Below are 18,529 nucleotides of genomic sequence, written 5' to 3' on the forward strand. Positions count from 1 at the left end.
AACTAAAAGGCTTGTTCTTTGCGAAGCAGTTCGCCGATGGTCAAATTCGGCTGAGGTTTGCCTTCAAAAGCGGTTCCCACCTCCCCATTAAAGAAATGCACCAACCCAATGTTGTAAGCTTCCTCTGGTAGAGGAATATAGCCCACCTGTTCGGAAATCTGAGAACCATTTTTTAAGTAGAAGTTGACAAACTCCTTAACGGCTGGGTTATTTTGGGCCGATAAATAATTGACATAGATAAACAAGGGCCGCGCAAACGGTTGATACTCGGCATTTTCCACCGTTTCTCGCTGGGGCGATACGTTATTAATCGCTAAAGCCTTCAGTTTGTCTTGATTTTGCTCGTAATAAGAATAGCCAAAAAATCCGATTGCATTCGGATCGTTCGCTACCCCACTCACCAGTAAATTATCATCCTCGCTAGCGGTAAAGTCTTTGCGGGTTTGCTGACCCGAACCCACCACCACCTCAGCAAAATAGTCATAGGTACCCGAATCTAAACCCGCCCCATACAGGTTAATGGGTCGGTTGGGATAAGAGGGGCGAATTTGCTGCCAAGTTTTGATTTGTCCTTGGGCCGCAGGCTGCCAAAGGGTTTTGAGTTCGTCTACGGTGATATCTTGCGCCCAGGTGTTTTGCGGGTTCACCACCAGGGTTAGCGCATCAAAAGCAATGGGTAACTCCACAAAACGCACCCCCGCTTCTCGACAAGCCAGGATCTCGGCTTCGGAAATTGGGCGAGAGGCGTTGTTAATGTCGGTTTCCCCAGCGCAGAATTTTTTAAACCCGCCGCCAGTCCCGGAAAAGCGCAAGTCAAGCTGGGCATTACTGCCTTTTTCCGTTTGTTGAAAGGCGGCGGCGACGGCTTGGGTAACGGGGAAAACGGTACTGGAACCATCAATTTCAATTTCCGGCGTAGAAACGGCGGGTAGGTTAGTGCTGGTGATGGCTTGGGTGGAAACTTCGGGCGCGGGGACGCAGGCTGAAATCATGAGGGCGATCGCCCCTAGCAATTGCGTTCGGGTAGAGAAAACCATATTTATCTCGATCTCCTGGGCACGAACAAGGAAGACAGGTTGCAATCTGTTCCAAATTATAGTTAAATCAATTTAACTTGATGAGTCAAGCAAAAGTAATCTTTAAACAAAGGAACAAATTAACCAATCGATAAAGAAAGCACAAATTTTTCTTAATATGAGCTAAAAGCTGCGCCAGATCGCGCTCTCCGGGCGATCGCGCGGAGGGCTGCGGTAATATTCGTTAGATAACTTCCGTAATTCTACTTAGACGCCTAACACTTGTCTGTACTGCGCGATCGCCTTCTCCAGGGAAAAATCTAGCGCCCTTTGTTTCAAACTCGTGGAGTTAACCGGAGAATCCAGCGTTTTAGCGATCGCCTCCGCCATTGCTGTCACATCCCCAATGGGAACAAGCGGCCCATACTGTCCATTAATCAAAATCTCGCGAGGGCCGCTTTCGCAATCCGTAGACACCACCGGAATCCCCGCCGCCATTGCCTCAATTAACGCCGTAGGCAACCCTTCAAACAGCGAAGACAACACAAACACCGAAGATTTCGCCATATAAGCATAGGGGTTAGAGACAAAGCCCGGTAACAACACCTCTTGCCCTAACCCCAAATCTTGGATTAACCGTTCCAACATCGGGCGATCCTGCCCTTCCCCTAAAATCATTAAACGAATCGGGCGGTGTTGGCGTAACTCAGCAAAAGCCTGAATTAAAGTCGGAAAATCTTTTTGCCGTTCCAAACGCCCCACCCCTAAAATAACGGGAGGGCGATCCGGCTCAAACCAATAATGATCGACCGGTTCTTTCACCCGTTCGTAAAATTCAGGCATCACCACCGGGTTATAAACGACCTTCACCAAACCCGAAGCCATCCCCAAACGGGCTAAATCCTCAGCCGCCCCTTGAGACACCGTAATCACAGCATCCGCCCAAGGATAAAATAGCTTTACCAAGTAAGGCGCGATCCGGCGCTTCAAGTTCGTCGCATTTTGCGCTTCTCGCGACAGCGTATTATGAACCGTCACCACCACTCGCACGGGCAATCTCATCAAGCGCCGCGTCCAAATTGCCACCAAATTCGCATCTTCCAAGGCAGAAAGCAGGGCAACAGGTTTCTGTTTCCGCACGTAACGGGCTAAGATTGGCAGGCTCAAGATTAAACGCTTGCTCTTGAGATTAATTAAGCGCACCCCAGGCGGAATCTGCGACATTAAAGGCCCTTCTGCCTTCGCCAAAACCAAATCCACCTCTAATCCCGCTTCCACAAATCCTCGCGCTAGATACAGCATAATTCGTTCTGCTCCACCGCCATCCAAAGCAGACATAAATAGAGCAATTCTCGTCTTCGGTTGTTCGGGATTCATAGGGCTGTTTTGAGGTAGATGGAGGACAGGCTTAATCTTTAGGATTTTTCAGATAAACGTAGATTGCTCTGGCGTAGAGCGTTATTTTACCCCAAAGGGATAGGGAAGCCCGGTGTTTTTTGACATACTGGCGATATTCTGGCGTTAAGCCGCCATTGCGCCAAAAAATCCCGATTCCCGACGCCATCAAATAACTCGCAAGTTCGATCAGTTCGGGGAAGTTGACCCCAATCCAATAAGCTTTGAGGATTAATAATTTGGCTTTGCGTTGTTGTTTATCGCTTTTGACTACATAGCGATCGCTCCCAGCCTCGCGGACAAATCCATGAGCGTTATCACCATGCAAGCGATATAAACCCAGTTTACTTTCTAAGGTCGCGCCGGGGCTTAAACCCATGCTGGTAAAGATCAAATAACCATCATTCAACAAGGTACCTTCCGCATCGGGCATCGGCAGAATTTTACCTAACAGAGAACGGCGAAAGCACAGCCCGGAAGTAGAAGGATAGGGAAAGTTTTTATACAGTTTTCCCCGACGCAGGGAGGCGCATAAATCAAAGTGCTGTCGGTTGCTAGCGGTGAGGGGTTTGTCCTCCCGAATAGCTTTAACATCAACAAACTGGCTCTCTGTGAATTCTAAGGGGTGAAAGCACCACCCCAAGCTCGGATCGGTCTCGAAGGCGCTGACCACTTCCGCCACGCGATGGGATAAACACAGGTCATCCGCATCCAAAAAACAGAGAATTTCGCCCCGGCTGGCTGCAAATCCGGCATTAAAGGCGCTCGGTTGTCCGCCATTAGCTTTAAAAATGGGGATAATGCGATCGCCATATTCCTCAATCACCGCCCGCGAGTCATCCGTCGAACCATCATCGACCACAATGACTTCACACGGCGAATAGGTCTGTTGTAAGGCGCTATCAATCGCATCGTTTAAAAATCGCCCGTAATTGTAGTTATTAATGACAATACTGACCAGTGGTTTGCTCATGCCCCTTCCCCTGTTGGTGCGTTTCCTCCAGGAATCGCAGGTTGGCTAATTTGCTGCTTATATTGTTCCCAATATTCTCGTTCGGCTTTTTCCTGGGGAGTCAGTCGCCGGACATAACCAATGGAAAGCGTTACCGCAACGTGCAGCAGCCAAAAAAGATTATTGTGTTCGATAATCGTACTCTCCGTTTGGTTATACAAAATTAAGAACGAAGCATACAACAACGGCCAGAGGGCGGCGGAGGATTGGGTAACTCGCAACCAACTCACCCCGCGAATGTAAATCGTCACCAAACTCATCGCAAAGAAAAATGAACCCAATAGCCCTAGGTCAAGGGTGAGGTTAATAAAGCCATTATGCGAGTGCGCGGGTTGATATCGCACTGCCGTCCACACATATTCTGCACCGCCGGAAACTTGCCAAAAGGCTTGATAGCCATAACCTAGCCAAGGTCGCTGTCTAATTTTCTCAATAGAAGCTTCCCACAAATAAGTCCGACCGCTGAGGGTGGGTTCTTTCCCCAAACCGAATAAGAAGCCTTCCCAGTTTTCGACCAACCATGTGACACCGCTGGTCGTGACAAACACAATTAAAATCAAAAAGGGAATCATGATGCCATCGCTCCAGCGCAGCGCTTTAAACAGCGGCGTCAATGCAACTAGGGCTAGGGCAATCAGTAACCCCGTTTTGGAAGTGGTTAGAAAGGCCAAACCAATAGTAACCCCAAACACAAGCCATAGCGTGCGCCGGTGTTTGGGCGGAGCATCTAGGGCGACTAACAGGGTGGGAATTGTGCCCATTGCCATGAGTCGGGCGAGGAGGTTTTTGTGGACTAACGGTCCCCGCCATGCGCCAGCGTGAACCCCCTGTTCTATGCCCGATCCGGGAAAAGCGCCTGTAAAGAGAACTGTAAAGACAGAAATAATCCCCATCCCCCACGCCACAATCTGCAATTGCTCTTTGAGCGAATAGCGCGAAGCGAGATATAGCCCAAACATTGCAGTTTGTAGGGTGGAAATTCCTCGTTTCATCGACAGGGAGGGGAAGTCCGACCACGCGAAGGAGATAATGGCGGTGAAGGCTAATGCCCAAATAAACGGATCGCGCCACAGCGCCCGAAAGACGCTTTTGGGTCGCAACGCCATCAATAGCAAGCTGGTGGCGATTACGCCATACTGAATTAGCACGATTAAGGGATATAAAGGAGAATATCCCCCACCAATCCCCCCGCCGACGCCTTCAGAGGCTACGTATCGACTTTCGATAATCAGAACTTGAGAAAAGGCAATAACGCCAAATACTGCAAACGCCTTCTCCAGTTTGAGTAAATCGGAAAGTAACGTATAAATATTCATGGAATCTTCAAAGTCGGCAAATGAACTGACCCCCCGAATGCCTAGCTACCCAGTATAATTTGTAAAAGTCGGGCTTGCCAATTTTTTCTCAATCTGTTATTAAGCTTTTATTAAAACAGTAAAACAGCCTCTTAATCCACGATTGAAGTTTTGCCTGTAGAATCAATAATTTGTTGCTTTAGAGGAGATTAATCCTTTAATGTTTAAGCTCAAAACAACTCGCTTTTTACTGTTAATAATTGCGGGTTTATTTGCTGCAATTAGCTGGAATATTGTCCCCTGCGTGGTGGCTCAGACCGCTTCCCCATCGCAAATCTCAGCGGCAAATTCTTCTGGCTATCAATGGCAAAATGTGGCGATTGGAGGAGGTGGATTTGTTACTGGAATGGCAATCCATCCGAATGTGAAAGATTTAATTTACGTGCGAACAGATGTCGGAGGTGCTTATCGTTGGGATGCGGCTCAACAGCGCTGGCTGCCTTTAATGGAAATGTTTGGTCAATCTGAAAGTTACTTGTATGGCATCGAGAGTTTAGCGCTGGATCGGAATAATCCCAATATTATTTATGCAGCGGCGGGAGAATATACCGATTCTAGAAGTCGGCACAATGGCGTCATTCTTAAATCTAGCGATCGCGGTCAGAGTTGGACGCAAACCCCCTTGAGTTTTAAGTTAGGGGCGAATGAAGATTGGCGCTGGAATGGCGAACGGTTAGCCGTCGATCCCAATCAAAGCAATCTCCTGTATTTAGGCTCGCGCCATCAGGGGTTATGGAAAAGCGAAGATGGGGCAAAAACTTGGACGAGAGTGACAAATTTTCCTACCCCAGGAACGCCGAACCGAGGAATCGTTTTCATCCTCTTCGATCCCAAAACCGGAACCCCAGGAACGCCAACTTCTACAGTTTATGTCGGGGTTGCGGGTGCCGGAGTTTATCGCAGCCAAGATAGAGGACAAACTTGGACATTGCTCCAAGATAGCGCTAAAAATCCTCAACGGGGGGTTTTAGCCAGCGATTCCACCCTGTACGTTACCTTTGATGCACCGGGAGCAATTAAAAAGTTCCGAAATAACGCTTGGGTCGATATTACGCCCGCTACCCTCGATTCTTATAACGCCATTAGCGTCAGTCCGAGCAACCCTCAATTGATAGTCGCCGCCCAATGGTTCTTTAACCACGGGAATAAACTATTTAAATCCACCAATGGCGGTCAAACTTGGCAAGAAATCCAAGCCAATCACCAAAGTAGCATTCCCTGGAAGAGCAATGACGAGCGCTTCTGGACTTCCGGGATCTCCAGCCTCAGCTTCGATCCGCATTACCGCGATCGCGTTTGGTATACCGACGGCTGGGGAATTTGGCGGACTGATGAAATTAATCGCGATCGCTCCGTTTGGCGTAACGTTGTTTCAGGACTCGAAGAAATTGTTAACTTTACCCTCGCCAGTTCTCCCCGCAGCGGCACCTTATTTCAAGGTTCAGCCGACATTGGTGGGTTGCGTCACGAAACCCTCAACGGCTACCCCCCAAAACTGATCCAATCTCCAAGCTGGATGACATCCGATTTTGTCTCAATGGATCTCTCCTCAAACGAACCCGATTTAATCGTTAGCGTTGGCAGTCGGCGATGGACTAGTTCAGGATTTCCCGATCCTGGTTACGGCGTATACTCCACCAATGATGGACGCAGTTGGACCGAATTTCCCGCCTATCCCAACGGCTATCGTAAAGCCCAACGGGGACGCGTAGCCGTAGCTGCACAAGGCGATCGCACTTGGGTTTGGATACCCGAAGGCGAAAACGAAGTCCCCTACACCACCCAAGATCGCGGCAAAACTTGGACAAGATCCACAGGTGCACCCGCTGGCTTAACCACCACCGTTTGGCAGTGGAATCAACCCCTCGCTAGCGATAAAGTCGATCCCAACCAGTTTTATCTCTACAAAAACGGCAGCTTCTACCGCAGCACCAACAGCGGCAAAACTTGGCAGGCTACCGTTAACAACCTACCCCGCTTAGACATGGACTGGGCGAATAATGCCTGGAGTACGATTAAAGCAGCCCCCGGCTTAAAAGGTGAAGTTTGGGCTAGTTTTAATCGAGAGGGGTTGTATCGTTCCCGCAATGGCGGTACAAGCTTCACTAAACTCCCCAACGTCCAACAAGCCTATCTGTTCGCCTTTGGCAAAAATCCGCCCAACCGCCAAAATCCCACAGTTTTCGTTTATGGCACCGTCAATAACGCGGCGGGAATTTTCCGATCCGATAACTTAGGGGAAACTTGGGTCAAAATTGATGTCCCCGGACAAGCTATTGGTAAAGACCCTAAATTTATGGAAGGCGACGCCCGCGTCTATGGTCGAGTCTACATTGGGATGGGGGGACGCGGCATCTACTACGGTCAACCTGCCAATTTAGCCACCACTTCTCAGGGTGCTGCATCTAGCAATCATTGCCGCTTACCCCAACTTTTAGCCAGCCGCCTATGAACGCTTTTAAACGCTTATTCTATCTGGGTTTGCTTGCAAGTTTAGTAACCTTAACCGAAAGTGCGATCGCCCAAGGCAGATTCGATCGGATCAACTGTGTCAACGTCATTGACAGAAACTCTCTATTAATTCGTCCTTCCGGCTTCGATCCGATCAAACGGCTACCCATCTATGAAGTTACCGTCGCCTCCCCAACCCAAGAGTTGAAATATCAAACCATTGCAGGCAACAACGTCAACATTCAGACCAGCATGACTGCATTCTATAACTTTGAGGTCTCCCACTCTTCGATGAGCGAAGGACGTTTAGAAGTTCGTTTGCGTCCCCGCAGCCGCAACGTTGAATTCACCGCCGAACAAAACGGTTGGACGCTGAGAGGCCATTTAAACTATTGCGATGGTCAGTGGCAAAATCAAATCCTTGACTTCTGGCTAGGACTTTAATCGCATTTTCCTTCTTCTTCCCCCCTTTCTGAGTGCTGAAATTGCTAGGGCGGATACACAGAACTTAGCTGTAGATCCATCTTAATTTAGGCGGATACACAGCAGCTTTGCTGTAGATCTCGCTCTTTGGGGTGGATCTACAGCAATGGGGTCGTTGATTCACCTAATACTGGCGGATAAACAGAGTTACTCTGTACAATAAATTTAGCTAAATTGCTATTTGAGTATTCCTGATGGACATTGTGAAAGAAATATTCGGACTGATAAAGGATGTAGCTTGGCCTCTTACTATTCTCGTCATAGCTTTGCTATTCAGAAACCCCATAACAAACATACTTTTTGCATTGCTTCCATCAGACTACAAAAGACAGCGAAACCTAAAATTTAAGGTTGGTCAATTTGAGTTGGAATCTCAAGTTGTAGCAAAGGTTCAGGAACGTGCAGAAGCAATAGCTAGGGAACCAGACTTGAGTAAAAGGTTAGTAATGGCTAAAGAACCTTTTCTTGTTGAAGAAGCATTAAAGTTAATTGATGCGAAACAGCTTGAAATACTCGAAAAGCTGTACAACAATAGAATAGAAAATGCGTGTCTTATTAATTGGTACAGACCTATAGATGGAGTTGATCCTAGTATCTGCACAGTACTGGAAAAACTTGGACTTATCGTTAGTACAGCTATGTATGATGGGGATGAGGTCGCACGAATAACTCCGGTAGGTATGGCACTACTTGAACGTGTCGGACGGATTGGTCACGCTCAAGGAATGGATACCCCAAAGTGAGCAGTCTAACTAGCAGACGCAGGCTAAAACTTCACGGCAGCGGACAGACGAAAGCCGCTGGTGCTTAGTTCAAGGTTATCTGCCGCCGCTGCGTTTTGCCGTTAGACCGCTTAGCCCTTCGTGAGGACAGAACTGGAAGCCTATAAATCAGTGTTCAAAAATAAGATCCCTTAGAATCTTCAGTTAGATAGTACTTGTATAATTAAACTGGTGTTTATGAAATTGCTGTTTGTTTGCAGTAAAAATCGGTTACGTAGCCCAACAGCCGAAGCAGTATTTGCAGATTACAAAGGATTAGAGGTAGACTCAGCAGGACTAGATCGGGAAGCAGAAATACCTCTGAGTAGTGAAGCAATTGAGTGGGCAGATATTATTTTCGTTATGGAGAAGTCTCATCGAAGCAAACTCTCAAGAAATTTTCAGCCCTGGCTCAAGCATAAACGAGTGATATGTCTAGATATTCCTGATGAATACGAGTACATGGAGCCAGCTTTAGTACAATTGCTGAAGAAAAAAGTAATACCACTACTGGGAACTTTTTAGAAGAGATTTAGCGCCGTTGTCTAACAGTTTCAATGCACACCGACTGTATAGAGGTTATTTTTGGAGAAAGTCGCTACGTTACCATAAGCTTATCAAGATTCGGTCAGCTTTTAGTCGTTGCTCACACTGACTGAGGAGACAAAGTACGAATTATCAGTACCCGCACAGCCATCTGTCAGGAAAGGAGATTTTATGAACAGGAAAGCTGATGGCGAAATGGAAGATGAATTACGCCCTGAGTACGACTTTTCTCAACTCGAAGGGGGTGTAAGAGGTAAGTATGTTGAGCGTTATCGAGCAGGGACAAATCTAGTTCTTCTCGATCCTGATGTCGCTCAAGCGTTCCTGACTAAGGACGCTGTAAATGAAGCGTTACGGTTATTGATGCAGGTTGCTCAGCGCCAGCCTGCTCAGAAACTCTGTGCTACAAAGGATTTTTTAATGTAGGGGCGGCAACTTTAAAGTGTGAAAACGAAGAACATTTCATGAATGTGTTACAGAAGCCATTTAGCGCAGTCTTTGAAATAGGGGAATCTGTTACCATCAAGGCAGTGGATTTGAAGTTGCTTATGACTTTGGCAATCGTGGCTGAACCCGCCCCTCTACAAGCGAATGAGGATGGTGTGATTCTCGTTGGCAAGACTCGTGTCACATTGGATACTGTAGTTGCTGTCTTCAATCAGGGTGCGACCGCAGAGGAAATTGTTTATCGGTATCCGTCCTTAAATCTTGCGGATGTTTATGCCACGATCGCCTTCTATCTCAAGCACCAATCAGAAGTAGGAGCCTACCTGCAACAGCGACGGCAGCAAGCACAAGAGATTCGCGCAATGAACCAAGCGAGGTTTGACCCGCAAGGCTTGCGCGATCGTCTACTTGCCCGTAAAGCACAGCAGCAAGCATGATAAAACTGCTTGTTGATGAGAACTTTGATAACACGATCGTTCGAGGCTTGTTTCGTCGTAATCCGATACTTGATATAGTGCGCGTGCAAGATATTGGCTTGTCGGGTGTAGATGATCCAACCATCTTGGAATGGGCAGCGCAAGAAGGACGCGTTCTCCTAACTCATGATGTCGCTACAATTACTCGCTATGCTTACGATCGGGTCAGGGAAGGTCAGCCTATGCCAGGGGTGATCGAAATCAGCACAGATGCTCCAATAGGACAGGTGATTGAGGATGTGCTTGTCCTGGTAGAGTGCAGTCAGGATGGAGAGTTAGAAGGGCAAGTTCAGTATCTCCCGTGGTGAGGCGGTCTAACAACGCCCATGCACACCGACCGCTACATTAAGTAGCTATCAACCCCTTAAGAAAGGAGTGATAAGTCTTAATTGACTCACCACTCCCTCAGTTAAAACCCGATTTAGACTTTAGTATTCTGGAACCGAAGCATCTACTTCGCGACTCCAAGCGGTAATTCCGCCTTTGACGTTTGTTCCTTCGATACCTGCGGCTTTCAGAAGCCCTAGGGCTTTAGCCGAACGACCGCCCATCTTACAATGAGCAATTAACTTGTGACCGTTGAGCAACTCTTTAACTTGCTCAACTCCCGTTCCGTTCTCAATATCCGGTAGCGGAACCAAGACAGAACCGGGAATTTTAGCAATTTCGTACTCATTGGGGTTGCGAACATCCAACAGCACAAAATCCTTCGCACCGCTGTCAATAAGCTGCTTGAGTTCTTGAACCGTCATCTCTGGGAGAGACGCTTGTTGTTGTGCTTCTGCCATTTTTGCTTGAGGAATGCCACAAAATTCTTCGTAGTCAATCAGTTTTTCGATAACTGGGCGTTCCGGGTTCGGTCGTAACTTCAATTCCCGGAACTTCATTTCAAGGGCATTGTAGAGCAATAAACGCCCGCTGAGGGTGGTTCCGGCACCCGTAATAATTTTGACGGCTTCTGTGGCTTGGATGACGCCAATAATGCCCGGTAGAATCCCTAAAACGCCCCCTTCTGCACAGGAAGGAACCATTCCCGGCGGTGGGGGTTCGGGATACAAGTCGCGGTAGTTGGGGCCATCTTGGTAGTTAAAGACGGTGGCTTGTCCTTCAAAACGGAAAATGGACCCGTAGACGTTGGGTTTGTTGAGTAAAACGCAGGCGTCGTTGACTAGATAGCGGGTGGGGAAATTGTCGGTACCATCGATGACGATATCGTAAGGTTCAACAATTTGCAGGGCATTTTCCGAACTGATACGGGTTTCGTATAAGTCTACTTGGCAGTCTGGGTTAATTTCGAGAATGCGATTTTTGGCAGACTCAATTTTAGGTTTCCCCACCCAGGAGGTACCGTGAATGACTTGGCGTTGGAGGTTGGAATAGTCTACAACATCAAAGTCAACAATGCCGATCCGACCGATCCCGGCGGCGGCTAGATAGAGTAACAGGGGCGAACCGAGTCCGCCGGTTCCAATACACAGAACGCTGGCGGCTTTCAGGCGCTTTTGACCGTCTAAGCCAATTTCTGGCAGGATCAGGTGACGAGAATATCGCTCGTAGTCTTCTTTAGTGAGCTGAATCTCTTCGAGATTAGGATTGAGCATGGCAAGTTAGCAACGCGAGGACTGAACTCAAACGAATTTAACGCATTCACAAGGTTTGCGTCGATTCGCTGTTATTGGCTGAGGGGACTCTAATTTTAAAGCGATTTGTCGATTTCTGCTGCGTTTGTGTAAAGAATCTTTTCTTCTTGAAATTGATGCTGTTCGTCCAGCCGCCAGCTCCGATGGTCGCGAACCTGACCTTGCAGGACAGATAAGATGAGATAGGAGTATTGCGGCCAGGCGATCGCGCGATCGAATTCCGAGGGGTTAGCGGGATGATCGGGGTGAGAATGGTAAACTCCAACAATCTGCAAATCGCGATCGCGGGCTTGGCGTTGAACTTGCAGCAGCGTTTGAGGTGCGATCGCATACCGTTCCCGACGGCTACCTCCCAAACTTGCCGAACCGCTAACCGCCGCAAATACTGTGAGATCGGCTTCATCCCAGCTATTTTCCGTGGGGTAAATCTCCACAATGCAATTCACCTGCGCTACAACCCGACCGAGCAATAAACCACAGGACTCTTGAGGATAATGGCGTTCGACCTGTTGGCAGATCTGTTGTAAATACTGTTGGCTAATCTGCAAATTCACGATCGGGGTAGCCCCTAAAATATACTTATTGTTACACGCAGCAGGCGTTCTATTGTTCGCTTGCCTGAGTTCGAGAATCGCGACCCTTGTCTGCATTGCGTTCTGTGCCAAACTCGCCCCCATGAGAAGCCAGCAGAATGCGTGAAACCTCGGTCAGTTCATCTTTTTGTGCCATTCAACCCCATTTTTTCCTAGTCAATGTTGCTTCATCTTTGGCAGGCTTTTAGTTCTCGTTCCACCTCAGCAAAAATCACCTTACAAAAATGGGGACTTCCTTTGGCGGTTGGGGTTGGTATGTCCTTGGGGAGTATTGGCTTGTGGCAAGCCCTGAGAACGGAAAGCCGCAACTCGGTGCAAAATCTGGTCTTTCAAGAACTGATTGCTGCTGAGAGTCAACTCAACGCCGAAATTAACCAGCGAATTCTGGGATTTCAGCGTATGGCCAATCGGTGGAATGTCCGAGGCGGAACGCCCCAAAGCGAATGGGAAGCCGATGCTCAATCTCATATCAACGATTATCCTAGCTATCAGCGCATTTACTGGATCGACCCGGCTGGGGAGGTTCGTTGGTTAATTCCCTTTCAGGACGATCGCGATTTATTAAATCAAAGCACCCAGAGTGAAGAGAGCCGTCGCAACGCCTTAGCCGTTGTCCGCGATCGCCGTCAAATTGCGGTAACAGGTACCATTGAGCTAGTCGGAAATGTAGGTCAAGGCTTTTTAGTTCATATTCCCCTCTTCGCTAATGACCGATTTGATGGCGTGATGGTGGCGGCGTTTCACCTGGAATCGTTACTCGAACCCATCTTTAGCGCAGTTGTGAAGCGCGGTTATGCGATCGCCATTTTTGAGGATCGACAACTCATTTATCAAGCCCTCCCCCCCTCATGGAACGCCCCACCGCCCGATTTCAGACGCTGCGAAGCCTTTTGTCGCCAAAACCAGTTAACCTTTTACGACATTGTTTGGCAAATCCGCATTGAACCCAGCCCCCAAACGCTCCAATCTCAACTCAATTCCTTACCCGAAGTCGTTCTAGGGGGAGGATTGGCGATCGCTTGGATCTTAGCCCTCGCCCTATACCTCCTCCAAGCCAATGTTCGGCGCATTCGCCAAGTCGAACGCATCAATCAAGCACTCAGTAAAGAAAACGCCACCCGCCAGCAGGTTGAGTCCACCCTGCAAGATACCCTGATTTTGCAGCAAGCCCTGCTGAATGGAGCCAACTACGCCATCATTTCCGTTTCTCCCGATGGCATGATTCAAACCTGGAATGCTACAGCCGAACGTCTCCTCGGTTACAGCGCCTCAGAAATGATTGGAATTGCTACCCCAGAAGTCTTTCACGATCGCGAGGAAATCATCCAACGCGCCCAACAGCTATCGAGAGAACTCAACGAACCCATCGCCCCCGGAATTGCTGTCTTGTTCGCCAAAGCGATCCGTAATGACACCGACGAAAGCCAATGGACTTATATCCGCAAAGACGGATCTCGCTTCCCCGTTCTACTTTCCATCACGGCTTTGCGCGATGCGGAGAGACACATTGCTGGCTTTATGGGCATTGCTAGCGATATCACCACCCGCCAGCAAGCCGAAGACACGCTTCAATCAACTTTACGAGAACTCGAATTTCAGAAATTTGCCCTCGATCAAGCTGCGATCGTTGCCATTACCGATCGCCACGGCACCATTACCTACGCCAACGACCATTTTTGCACCATTTCTGGCTATAGCCGCGCAGAACTCCTCGGACAAACCCATCGACTGATTAAATCCGATTATCATCCGCCGGAATTCTTCCAAAAGATGTGGTCTACGATCGCTAAAGGTAAAGTTTGGAATGGCGAGATTAAAAACCGGGCAAAAGATGGCAGCGACTACTGGGTAGATACCACCATTGTCCCCTTTCTCAACGATCGCGGTCATCCCTTTCAATACATGGCGATCCGCATCGACATCACCCAACGCAAGCAAGTGCAAGAGTTATTGCAAATTAGCGAAGAACGCTTGAACTCGCTTTAGATAGTACAGAGGATGGCTTGTGGGATTGGAATTTAACCACCGGAGACTGTTACTACAGCCCGCGCTACCTAGCATGGTGGGTTATGCCCCTGGAGAATTGCCCAACCGCATCTCAGTGTGGAAACGGCTAATTCACCCCGATGATTTTATTAAAGTCCAAGAAGCCCTGCGCGAGCATTTGACGGGCAGAAGTCCGATTTACGAACTCGAACATCGCTTGCGAATTAGAGCGCGTTCGGGTCATGCTCATCCTGATGGAGAGTGGTGTTGGGTACTCGGACGCGGCAAAGTTGTCAGCTACGATCCAACAGGGAAACCCCTACGCATGGTGGGTACCAATATTGATATTAGCGATCGCAAACACGCCGAAGCCATCCTGCACGAACAAGAATCCACCCTCCGCAGCTTTTTCAACAGCGCCTCTATGATGATGGGTATTGTGGAAATTGTGGAAGGCGATCTGATTTATTGTTCTAGTAACTCAACCGCCGCCGCCTTCTTCGGGCTAACCCCCGAAACCATGCAAAATCGGCGAGCCAGCGAACTCTCCTCTTCTAGCCACGTTCAGCGCTGGATCGGACATTGTTGGGAAGCTCAACGCACCGCTTTACCCGTACGCTTTGAGTATTGTTTTAATTTACCTCAAGCCGATCGCTGGCTGTCTGCCACCGTTTGCGAGATTGCTAACTCCGCAGAAACCCGTCCCCGGTTTGCCTATATTATCGAAGACATCACCGAGCGCAAGCACGCTCAAGAAGCCCTGCACCGCGAACTGCACCGCACCTTACTGCTAAAGCAAATTACTGAAGAAATTCGCCAAAGTCTAGATGTTAAGCGAATTTTTACCACCGCCGCCCATCAAATTGGCATGGCGTTTCAAGTCAACCGCTGCATTATTCACACCTATATTCTCGATCGGGCACAGCCTCGGATTCCCATCGTTGCCGAATATCTAGAACCGGGTTATGCCTCAGTTTTACATCAAGAATTTCCCTTAACCCATCATCCCGAATGGGTGCAAATGCTTTCCGGCGATTGTCCGATCGTCAGCTTTCATCAACGCCCAGAACGTCCTGCTGCTGCTAGTCCTGAATTTTATCGGCAAATCGGCTTAAAATCATTACTGGCGATTCGCACCTCCTATCAAGGCGAACCCAATGGCGCGATCGCCCTACATCAATGCAGTTCCCTGCGCGAGTGGAGTAGCGACGAAATTGAACTGCTAGAAGCCGTCGCCGCCCAACTGGGAATTGCCCTGGCTCAAGCCCGCTTGCTCGAACAAGAAACCCGCCAGCGCCAGCAACTCACCACCCAAAATAGCGAATTAGAACGCGCCAAACGCGAAGCCGAAAACGCCAACCGCGCCAAGAGCGAATTTTTGGCAATGATGAGTCACGAAATCCGCACCCCCATGAATGGCATTATTGGCATGACAGGCTTGCTGCTCGATATGCCCCTCGATCGCCAGCAGCGAGACTTTGTAGAAACCATCCGCAACAGTGGCGATACGCTGCTTGCCATTATCAACGATATTCTCGACTTCTCTAAAATTGAGTCGGGCAAACTCGAACTCGAAGAACAACCCTTTAACCTGCGCGAATGTATTGAAACCTCTCTCGATCTCCTCGCCTCCAAAGCCACCGAGAAAAAACTCGAACTCGCTTATTTAATCGATCCGGCTGCTCCCCAATGGATTTTAGGGGATGTGACGCGCCTGCGACAAATTTTAGTCAACTTGCTGAGTAATGCCGTTAAATTTACCAGCAAAGGCGAAGTTGTCGTTTCCGTCACCGCTCACCGCTTGGGGGCTTCTTTGAATGTCCATCCCGCCCAATACAGCATCGAGTTTACGGTTAAAGATACCGGAATTGGCATTCCCCCAGAACGTTTAGACCGATTATTTAAACCCTTTAGTCAAGTGGATGCTTCCACAACGCGACAATACGGCGGTACGGGCTTAGGATTGGCGATTAGCAAGCGACTGTGCGAACTCATGGGTGGAGAAATTTGGGTGAACAGTCAACCCGGTATTGGCTCGGCGTTTTACTTTACCATCGTTGCCCAAACCGCAGAACACCTAGCCGTAGAAAGTTTAGCGGATGCCTTACCTTATCTCCAGGGCAAGCGGCTGCTGATTGTGGATGATAACGCGACGAATCGGAAAATGCTGGTACTGCAAGCCCAGTCTTGGCAGATGCTTCCGAGGGCTGCTGAGTCGGCTGTCGAGGCGCTGGAATGGTTGCAAGCGGGCGATAGCTTCGATCTGGCTATTTTAGATATGCAAATGCCTCATATGGATGGGTTAGCGCTAGCCGAAGCCATTCGTCAATTGCCGGATCGCGTGGATTTACCGCTGGTGCTGCTGACTTCAATGGGCAAACCCCAATTGGATTCTGCCCTATTTTCAACAATTTTAAGCAAGCCGATTAAGCAATCTCAACTGTACAACGCTCTGGTGCAAGTCATTCGCCAGCAGCCTGTGGTGGTGCAATCCCACGATTTGCAAGACGTTCAACAAGATGCCCAAATTGGCAGGCATCATCCTTTACGCTTGCTAGTCGCAGAAGATAATGCGGTGAATCAGAAAGTGGCGTTGCAATTGCTCAACCGTTTGGGCTATCGGGCGGATGTGGTGGCGAATGGTTTAGAAGTGCTACAAGCGTTAGAGCGGCAGCCTTACGATACGATCCTGATGGATGTGCAGATGCCAGAAATGGATGGTTTAGAAGCAACGCGCCAAATTCGGGCATTCTATAAGGGAACTCAACCTTGGATTATTGCGATGACGGCTAATGCCATGCAAGGCGATCGCGAAGAGTGCTTATCCGCCGGGATGAACGATTATGTTAGCAAGCCAGTTCGCTTGGAATACCTCAAGCAAGCGCTCTGCAAATCTCCCATTCCACCCGATTTAGAGGAAAGCCCGCCGCCGAGTTTAAATTTACCCGATCCCGTATCCATCGCAGCGCTGAAGGATCTGATTGGCGATGTTCCCCCAGAAGCGATCCGCGATTTAATCGATTGCTATTTACAAGAATCCCCCTACTGGATTGAAAATATGCAAACGGCGATCGCCGATTCAGATATTTCCGCTTTATATCGAGCGGCGCATACTCTAAAATCCAGTAGTGCATCTTTTGGAGCCACCCACCTCGTACAACGGTGTCAAGAGATCGAGCAGTTAACTCGATTCTCCCCAGAATTAGTGGACAATTCCCAGCAACTCGCACTCATTCAAAGCCAAGTAGCTGCACTCGTTGCAGAATACGAGCGGGTTAAAATCGCCTTGCAACGAATACGCTAAACTCAATAATGCCTATGAACGCTTCTGCCGCACCGTCTGAAACTTCCATAATTCTGATTGTTGATGACGATCGATTTATGCGAATGCAGTTGCGTCAATGTTTAGAACGAGAGCGCTATCAAGTCATTGAAGCGATTAATGGCGAAAAGGGATTAGAGGCTTATAAAACCAATCAGCCCAACTTAGTGCTATTAGATGCTTTGATGCCAGTAATGGATGGGTTTGAGTGTGCTCGCAAATTATGACACACCCAGGCGCAGAACATACCCCCGTTTTAATGATTACGGGTTTAGAAGATCAGCAATCTGTCGATCGCGCTTTTGAAGTTGGGGCAAGCGATTATGTCACAAAACCCATTCACTGGGCAGTTTTGCGCCAACGGGTGAAGCGACTGCTACACCAAGCGCGACTGCAACGCCAACTCGAAGAAGCCAACGAACGCCTCAAACAACTGGTTTCTCTAGATGGCTTAACCCAAGTGGCAAATCGTCGCCGTTTTGATGAATACCTCGATCAAGAGTGGCGGCGGATGGCTCGCGAAGAGTTACCGATCTCGCTGGTATTATGCGATATTGACTTTTTTAAGCGATTTAATGATACCTACGGACATCAAGCTGGCGATCGCTGTTTGCAACAAGTCGCCCAATCCCTAATGCACGCAGCGCGGCGTCCTGCCGATTTGGTCGCCCGTTATGGCGGCGAGGAGTTCGCTGTCATTTTACCCAATACCAAAGCTCACGGAGCCGTACAGGTGGCGGAGGAGATGCGATCGCAGGTGCGATCCTTAGCCATTGCCCACGCCGATTCACCCGTCAGTTCCCTCGTCACTCTCAGCCTAGGCGTTGTGAGCATCTTACCCCAATTAGAAATCCCTGTAGCCTCCCTCATTGCCACAGCAGACAAGGCTCTCTACCAGGCTAAAGCCCAAGGGCGCGATCGCGTCGTCTATTCTCAACCTCTTTCTTAGTGCTGAGTGTAAAGTGCTGAGTGCTGAGTGGGAAGAAGGGAGTTGGGAATTGGGAGTTAGGATTTGGGGAAGAAAGGATGGGGGGAGTTGGGAATTG

The 18,529-nt window shown here is 48.8% G+C and carries 16 protein-coding genes and 2 pseudogenes; 11 read left to right on the top strand and 7 right to left on the bottom strand.

Annotation, left to right across the window (positions count from 1 at the left end):
* Nucleotides 1-2: 2 nt before the first annotated feature.
* The 4 genes from QQ055_RS03430 to QQ055_RS03445 all read right to left on the bottom strand — a co-directional run bounded on the left by QQ055_RS03430 (nt 3) and on the right by QQ055_RS03445 (nt 4,739).
* The gene (locus QQ055_RS03430) at nt 3-1,037 is read right to left on the bottom strand and encodes a PstS family phosphate ABC transporter substrate-binding protein (protein WP_284475970.1); all 1,035 of its coding nucleotides are present in this window, start codon (nt 1,035-1,037) and stop codon (nt 3-5) included.
* 246 nt (nt 1,038-1,283) lie between these two features.
* On the bottom strand, nt 1,284-2,393 hold the full coding sequence (locus QQ055_RS03435) for a glycosyltransferase (protein WP_284475971.1): 1,110 nt from the start codon (nt 2,391-2,393) through the stop codon (nt 1,284-1,286).
* 31 nt (nt 2,394-2,424) lie between these two features.
* Nucleotides 2,425-3,384, bottom strand: coding sequence for a glycosyltransferase family 2 protein (locus QQ055_RS03440; protein WP_284475972.1), 960 nt, complete (start codon nt 3,382-3,384; stop codon nt 2,425-2,427).
* Nucleotides 3,381-4,739, bottom strand: coding sequence for an O-antigen ligase family protein (locus tag QQ055_RS03445; RefSeq protein WP_069965951.1), 1,359 nt, complete (start codon nt 4,737-4,739; stop codon nt 3,381-3,383). The genes QQ055_RS03440 and QQ055_RS03445 overlap by 4 nt, the downstream gene beginning before the upstream one ends.
* A gap of 199 nt (nt 4,740-4,938) precedes the next feature.
* Here QQ055_RS03445 and QQ055_RS03450 point away from each other — a divergent pair, with 199 nt between their 5' ends.
* From QQ055_RS03450 to QQ055_RS03480, 8 genes and pseudogenes are all read left to right on the top strand, one after another.
* Nucleotides 4,939-7,230 (top strand): hypothetical protein, encoded by a 2,292-nt coding sequence (locus tag QQ055_RS03450; protein WP_284475973.1) that lies wholly within the window; start codon nt 4,939-4,941, stop codon nt 7,228-7,230.
* Nucleotides 7,227-7,673: a hypothetical protein gene (locus QQ055_RS03455; RefSeq protein WP_283361826.1), complete on the top strand. Its 447-nt coding sequence runs from the start codon at nt 7,227-7,229 to the stop codon at nt 7,671-7,673. The genes QQ055_RS03450 and QQ055_RS03455 overlap by 4 nt, the downstream gene beginning before the upstream one ends.
* 233 nt (nt 7,674-7,906) lie before the next feature.
* Nucleotides 7,907-8,455, top strand: a complete 549-nt coding sequence (locus tag QQ055_RS03460) for a hypothetical protein (protein ID WP_284475974.1) — start codon at nt 7,907-7,909, stop codon at nt 8,453-8,455.
* A 216-nt stretch (nt 8,456-8,671) separates the two neighbouring features.
* Nucleotides 8,672-8,998: a low molecular weight protein tyrosine phosphatase family protein gene (locus QQ055_RS03465; protein WP_284475975.1), complete on the top strand. Its 327-nt coding sequence runs from the start codon at nt 8,672-8,674 to the stop codon at nt 8,996-8,998.
* Between the two features lie 62 nt (nt 8,999-9,060).
* Nucleotides 9,061-9,207, top strand: a pseudogene (locus QQ055_RS10795) (BrnT family toxin); the annotation flags it as partial.
* Nucleotides 9,191-9,445 (top strand): hypothetical protein, encoded by a 255-nt coding sequence (locus tag QQ055_RS03470; RefSeq protein WP_284475976.1) that lies wholly within the window; start codon nt 9,191-9,193, stop codon nt 9,443-9,445. The pseudogene QQ055_RS10795 and the gene QQ055_RS03470, both read left to right, overlap by 17 nt.
* A gap of 122 nt (nt 9,446-9,567) precedes the next feature.
* Nucleotides 9,568-9,903: a DUF433 domain-containing protein gene (locus tag QQ055_RS03475; protein WP_286004236.1), complete on the top strand. Its 336-nt coding sequence runs from the start codon at nt 9,568-9,570 to the stop codon at nt 9,901-9,903.
* Entirely contained in the window at nt 9,900-10,250 is a 351-nt protein-coding gene (locus QQ055_RS03480; RefSeq protein ID WP_284475978.1) for a DUF5615 family PIN-like protein, read from the top strand. Before QQ055_RS03475 ends, QQ055_RS03480 begins: the two co-directional genes overlap by 4 nt.
* Nucleotides 10,251-10,370: 120 nt before the next feature.
* On the opposite strand, the gene moeB is transcribed toward QQ055_RS03480, so the two are convergent.
* The 3 genes from moeB to QQ055_RS03495 form a co-directional block, all read right to left on the bottom strand.
* Nucleotides 10,371-11,543, bottom strand: coding sequence for a molybdopterin-synthase adenylyltransferase MoeB (gene moeB / locus QQ055_RS03485; RefSeq protein ID WP_283361831.1), 1,173 nt, complete (start codon nt 11,541-11,543; stop codon nt 10,371-10,373).
* 95 nt (nt 11,544-11,638) lie between these two features.
* Nucleotides 11,639-12,232 carry a M67 family metallopeptidase gene (locus tag QQ055_RS03490; protein ID WP_286004237.1) on the bottom strand — a complete coding sequence of 198 codons (594 nt, stop codon included), beginning with the start codon at nt 12,230-12,232 and terminating at the stop codon, nt 11,639-11,641.
* A complete protein-coding gene (locus tag QQ055_RS03495) occupies nt 12,186-12,311 on the bottom strand; it encodes a hypothetical protein (RefSeq protein ID WP_283361833.1) in 126 nt (41 codons plus the stop codon). Before QQ055_RS03495 ends, QQ055_RS03490 begins: the two co-directional genes overlap by 47 nt.
* Before the next feature lie 23 nt (nt 12,312-12,334).
* Between QQ055_RS03495 and QQ055_RS03500 the strand changes: the two genes are divergently transcribed.
* The 3 genes and pseudogenes from QQ055_RS03500 (at nt 12,335) to QQ055_RS10875 (ending at nt 18,432) form a co-directional block, all read left to right on the top strand.
* Nucleotides 12,335-14,161, top strand: coding sequence for a PAS domain S-box protein (locus tag QQ055_RS03500; RefSeq protein ID WP_286004238.1), 1,827 nt, complete (start codon nt 12,335-12,337; stop codon nt 14,159-14,161).
* Between the two features lie 19 nt (nt 14,162-14,180).
* A complete protein-coding gene (locus QQ055_RS03505; protein WP_286004239.1) occupies nt 14,181-17,465 on the top strand; it encodes a response regulator in 3,285 nt (1,094 codons plus the stop codon).
* Nucleotides 17,466-17,479: 14 nt separating this feature from the next.
* A pseudogene (locus QQ055_RS10875) lies at nt 17,480-18,432 on the top strand (GGDEF domain-containing response regulator).
* The last annotated feature ends 97 nt before the right edge of the window (nt 18,433-18,529 follow it).

This window comes from Geitlerinema calcuttense NRMC-F 0142, from assembly GCF_030285425.1.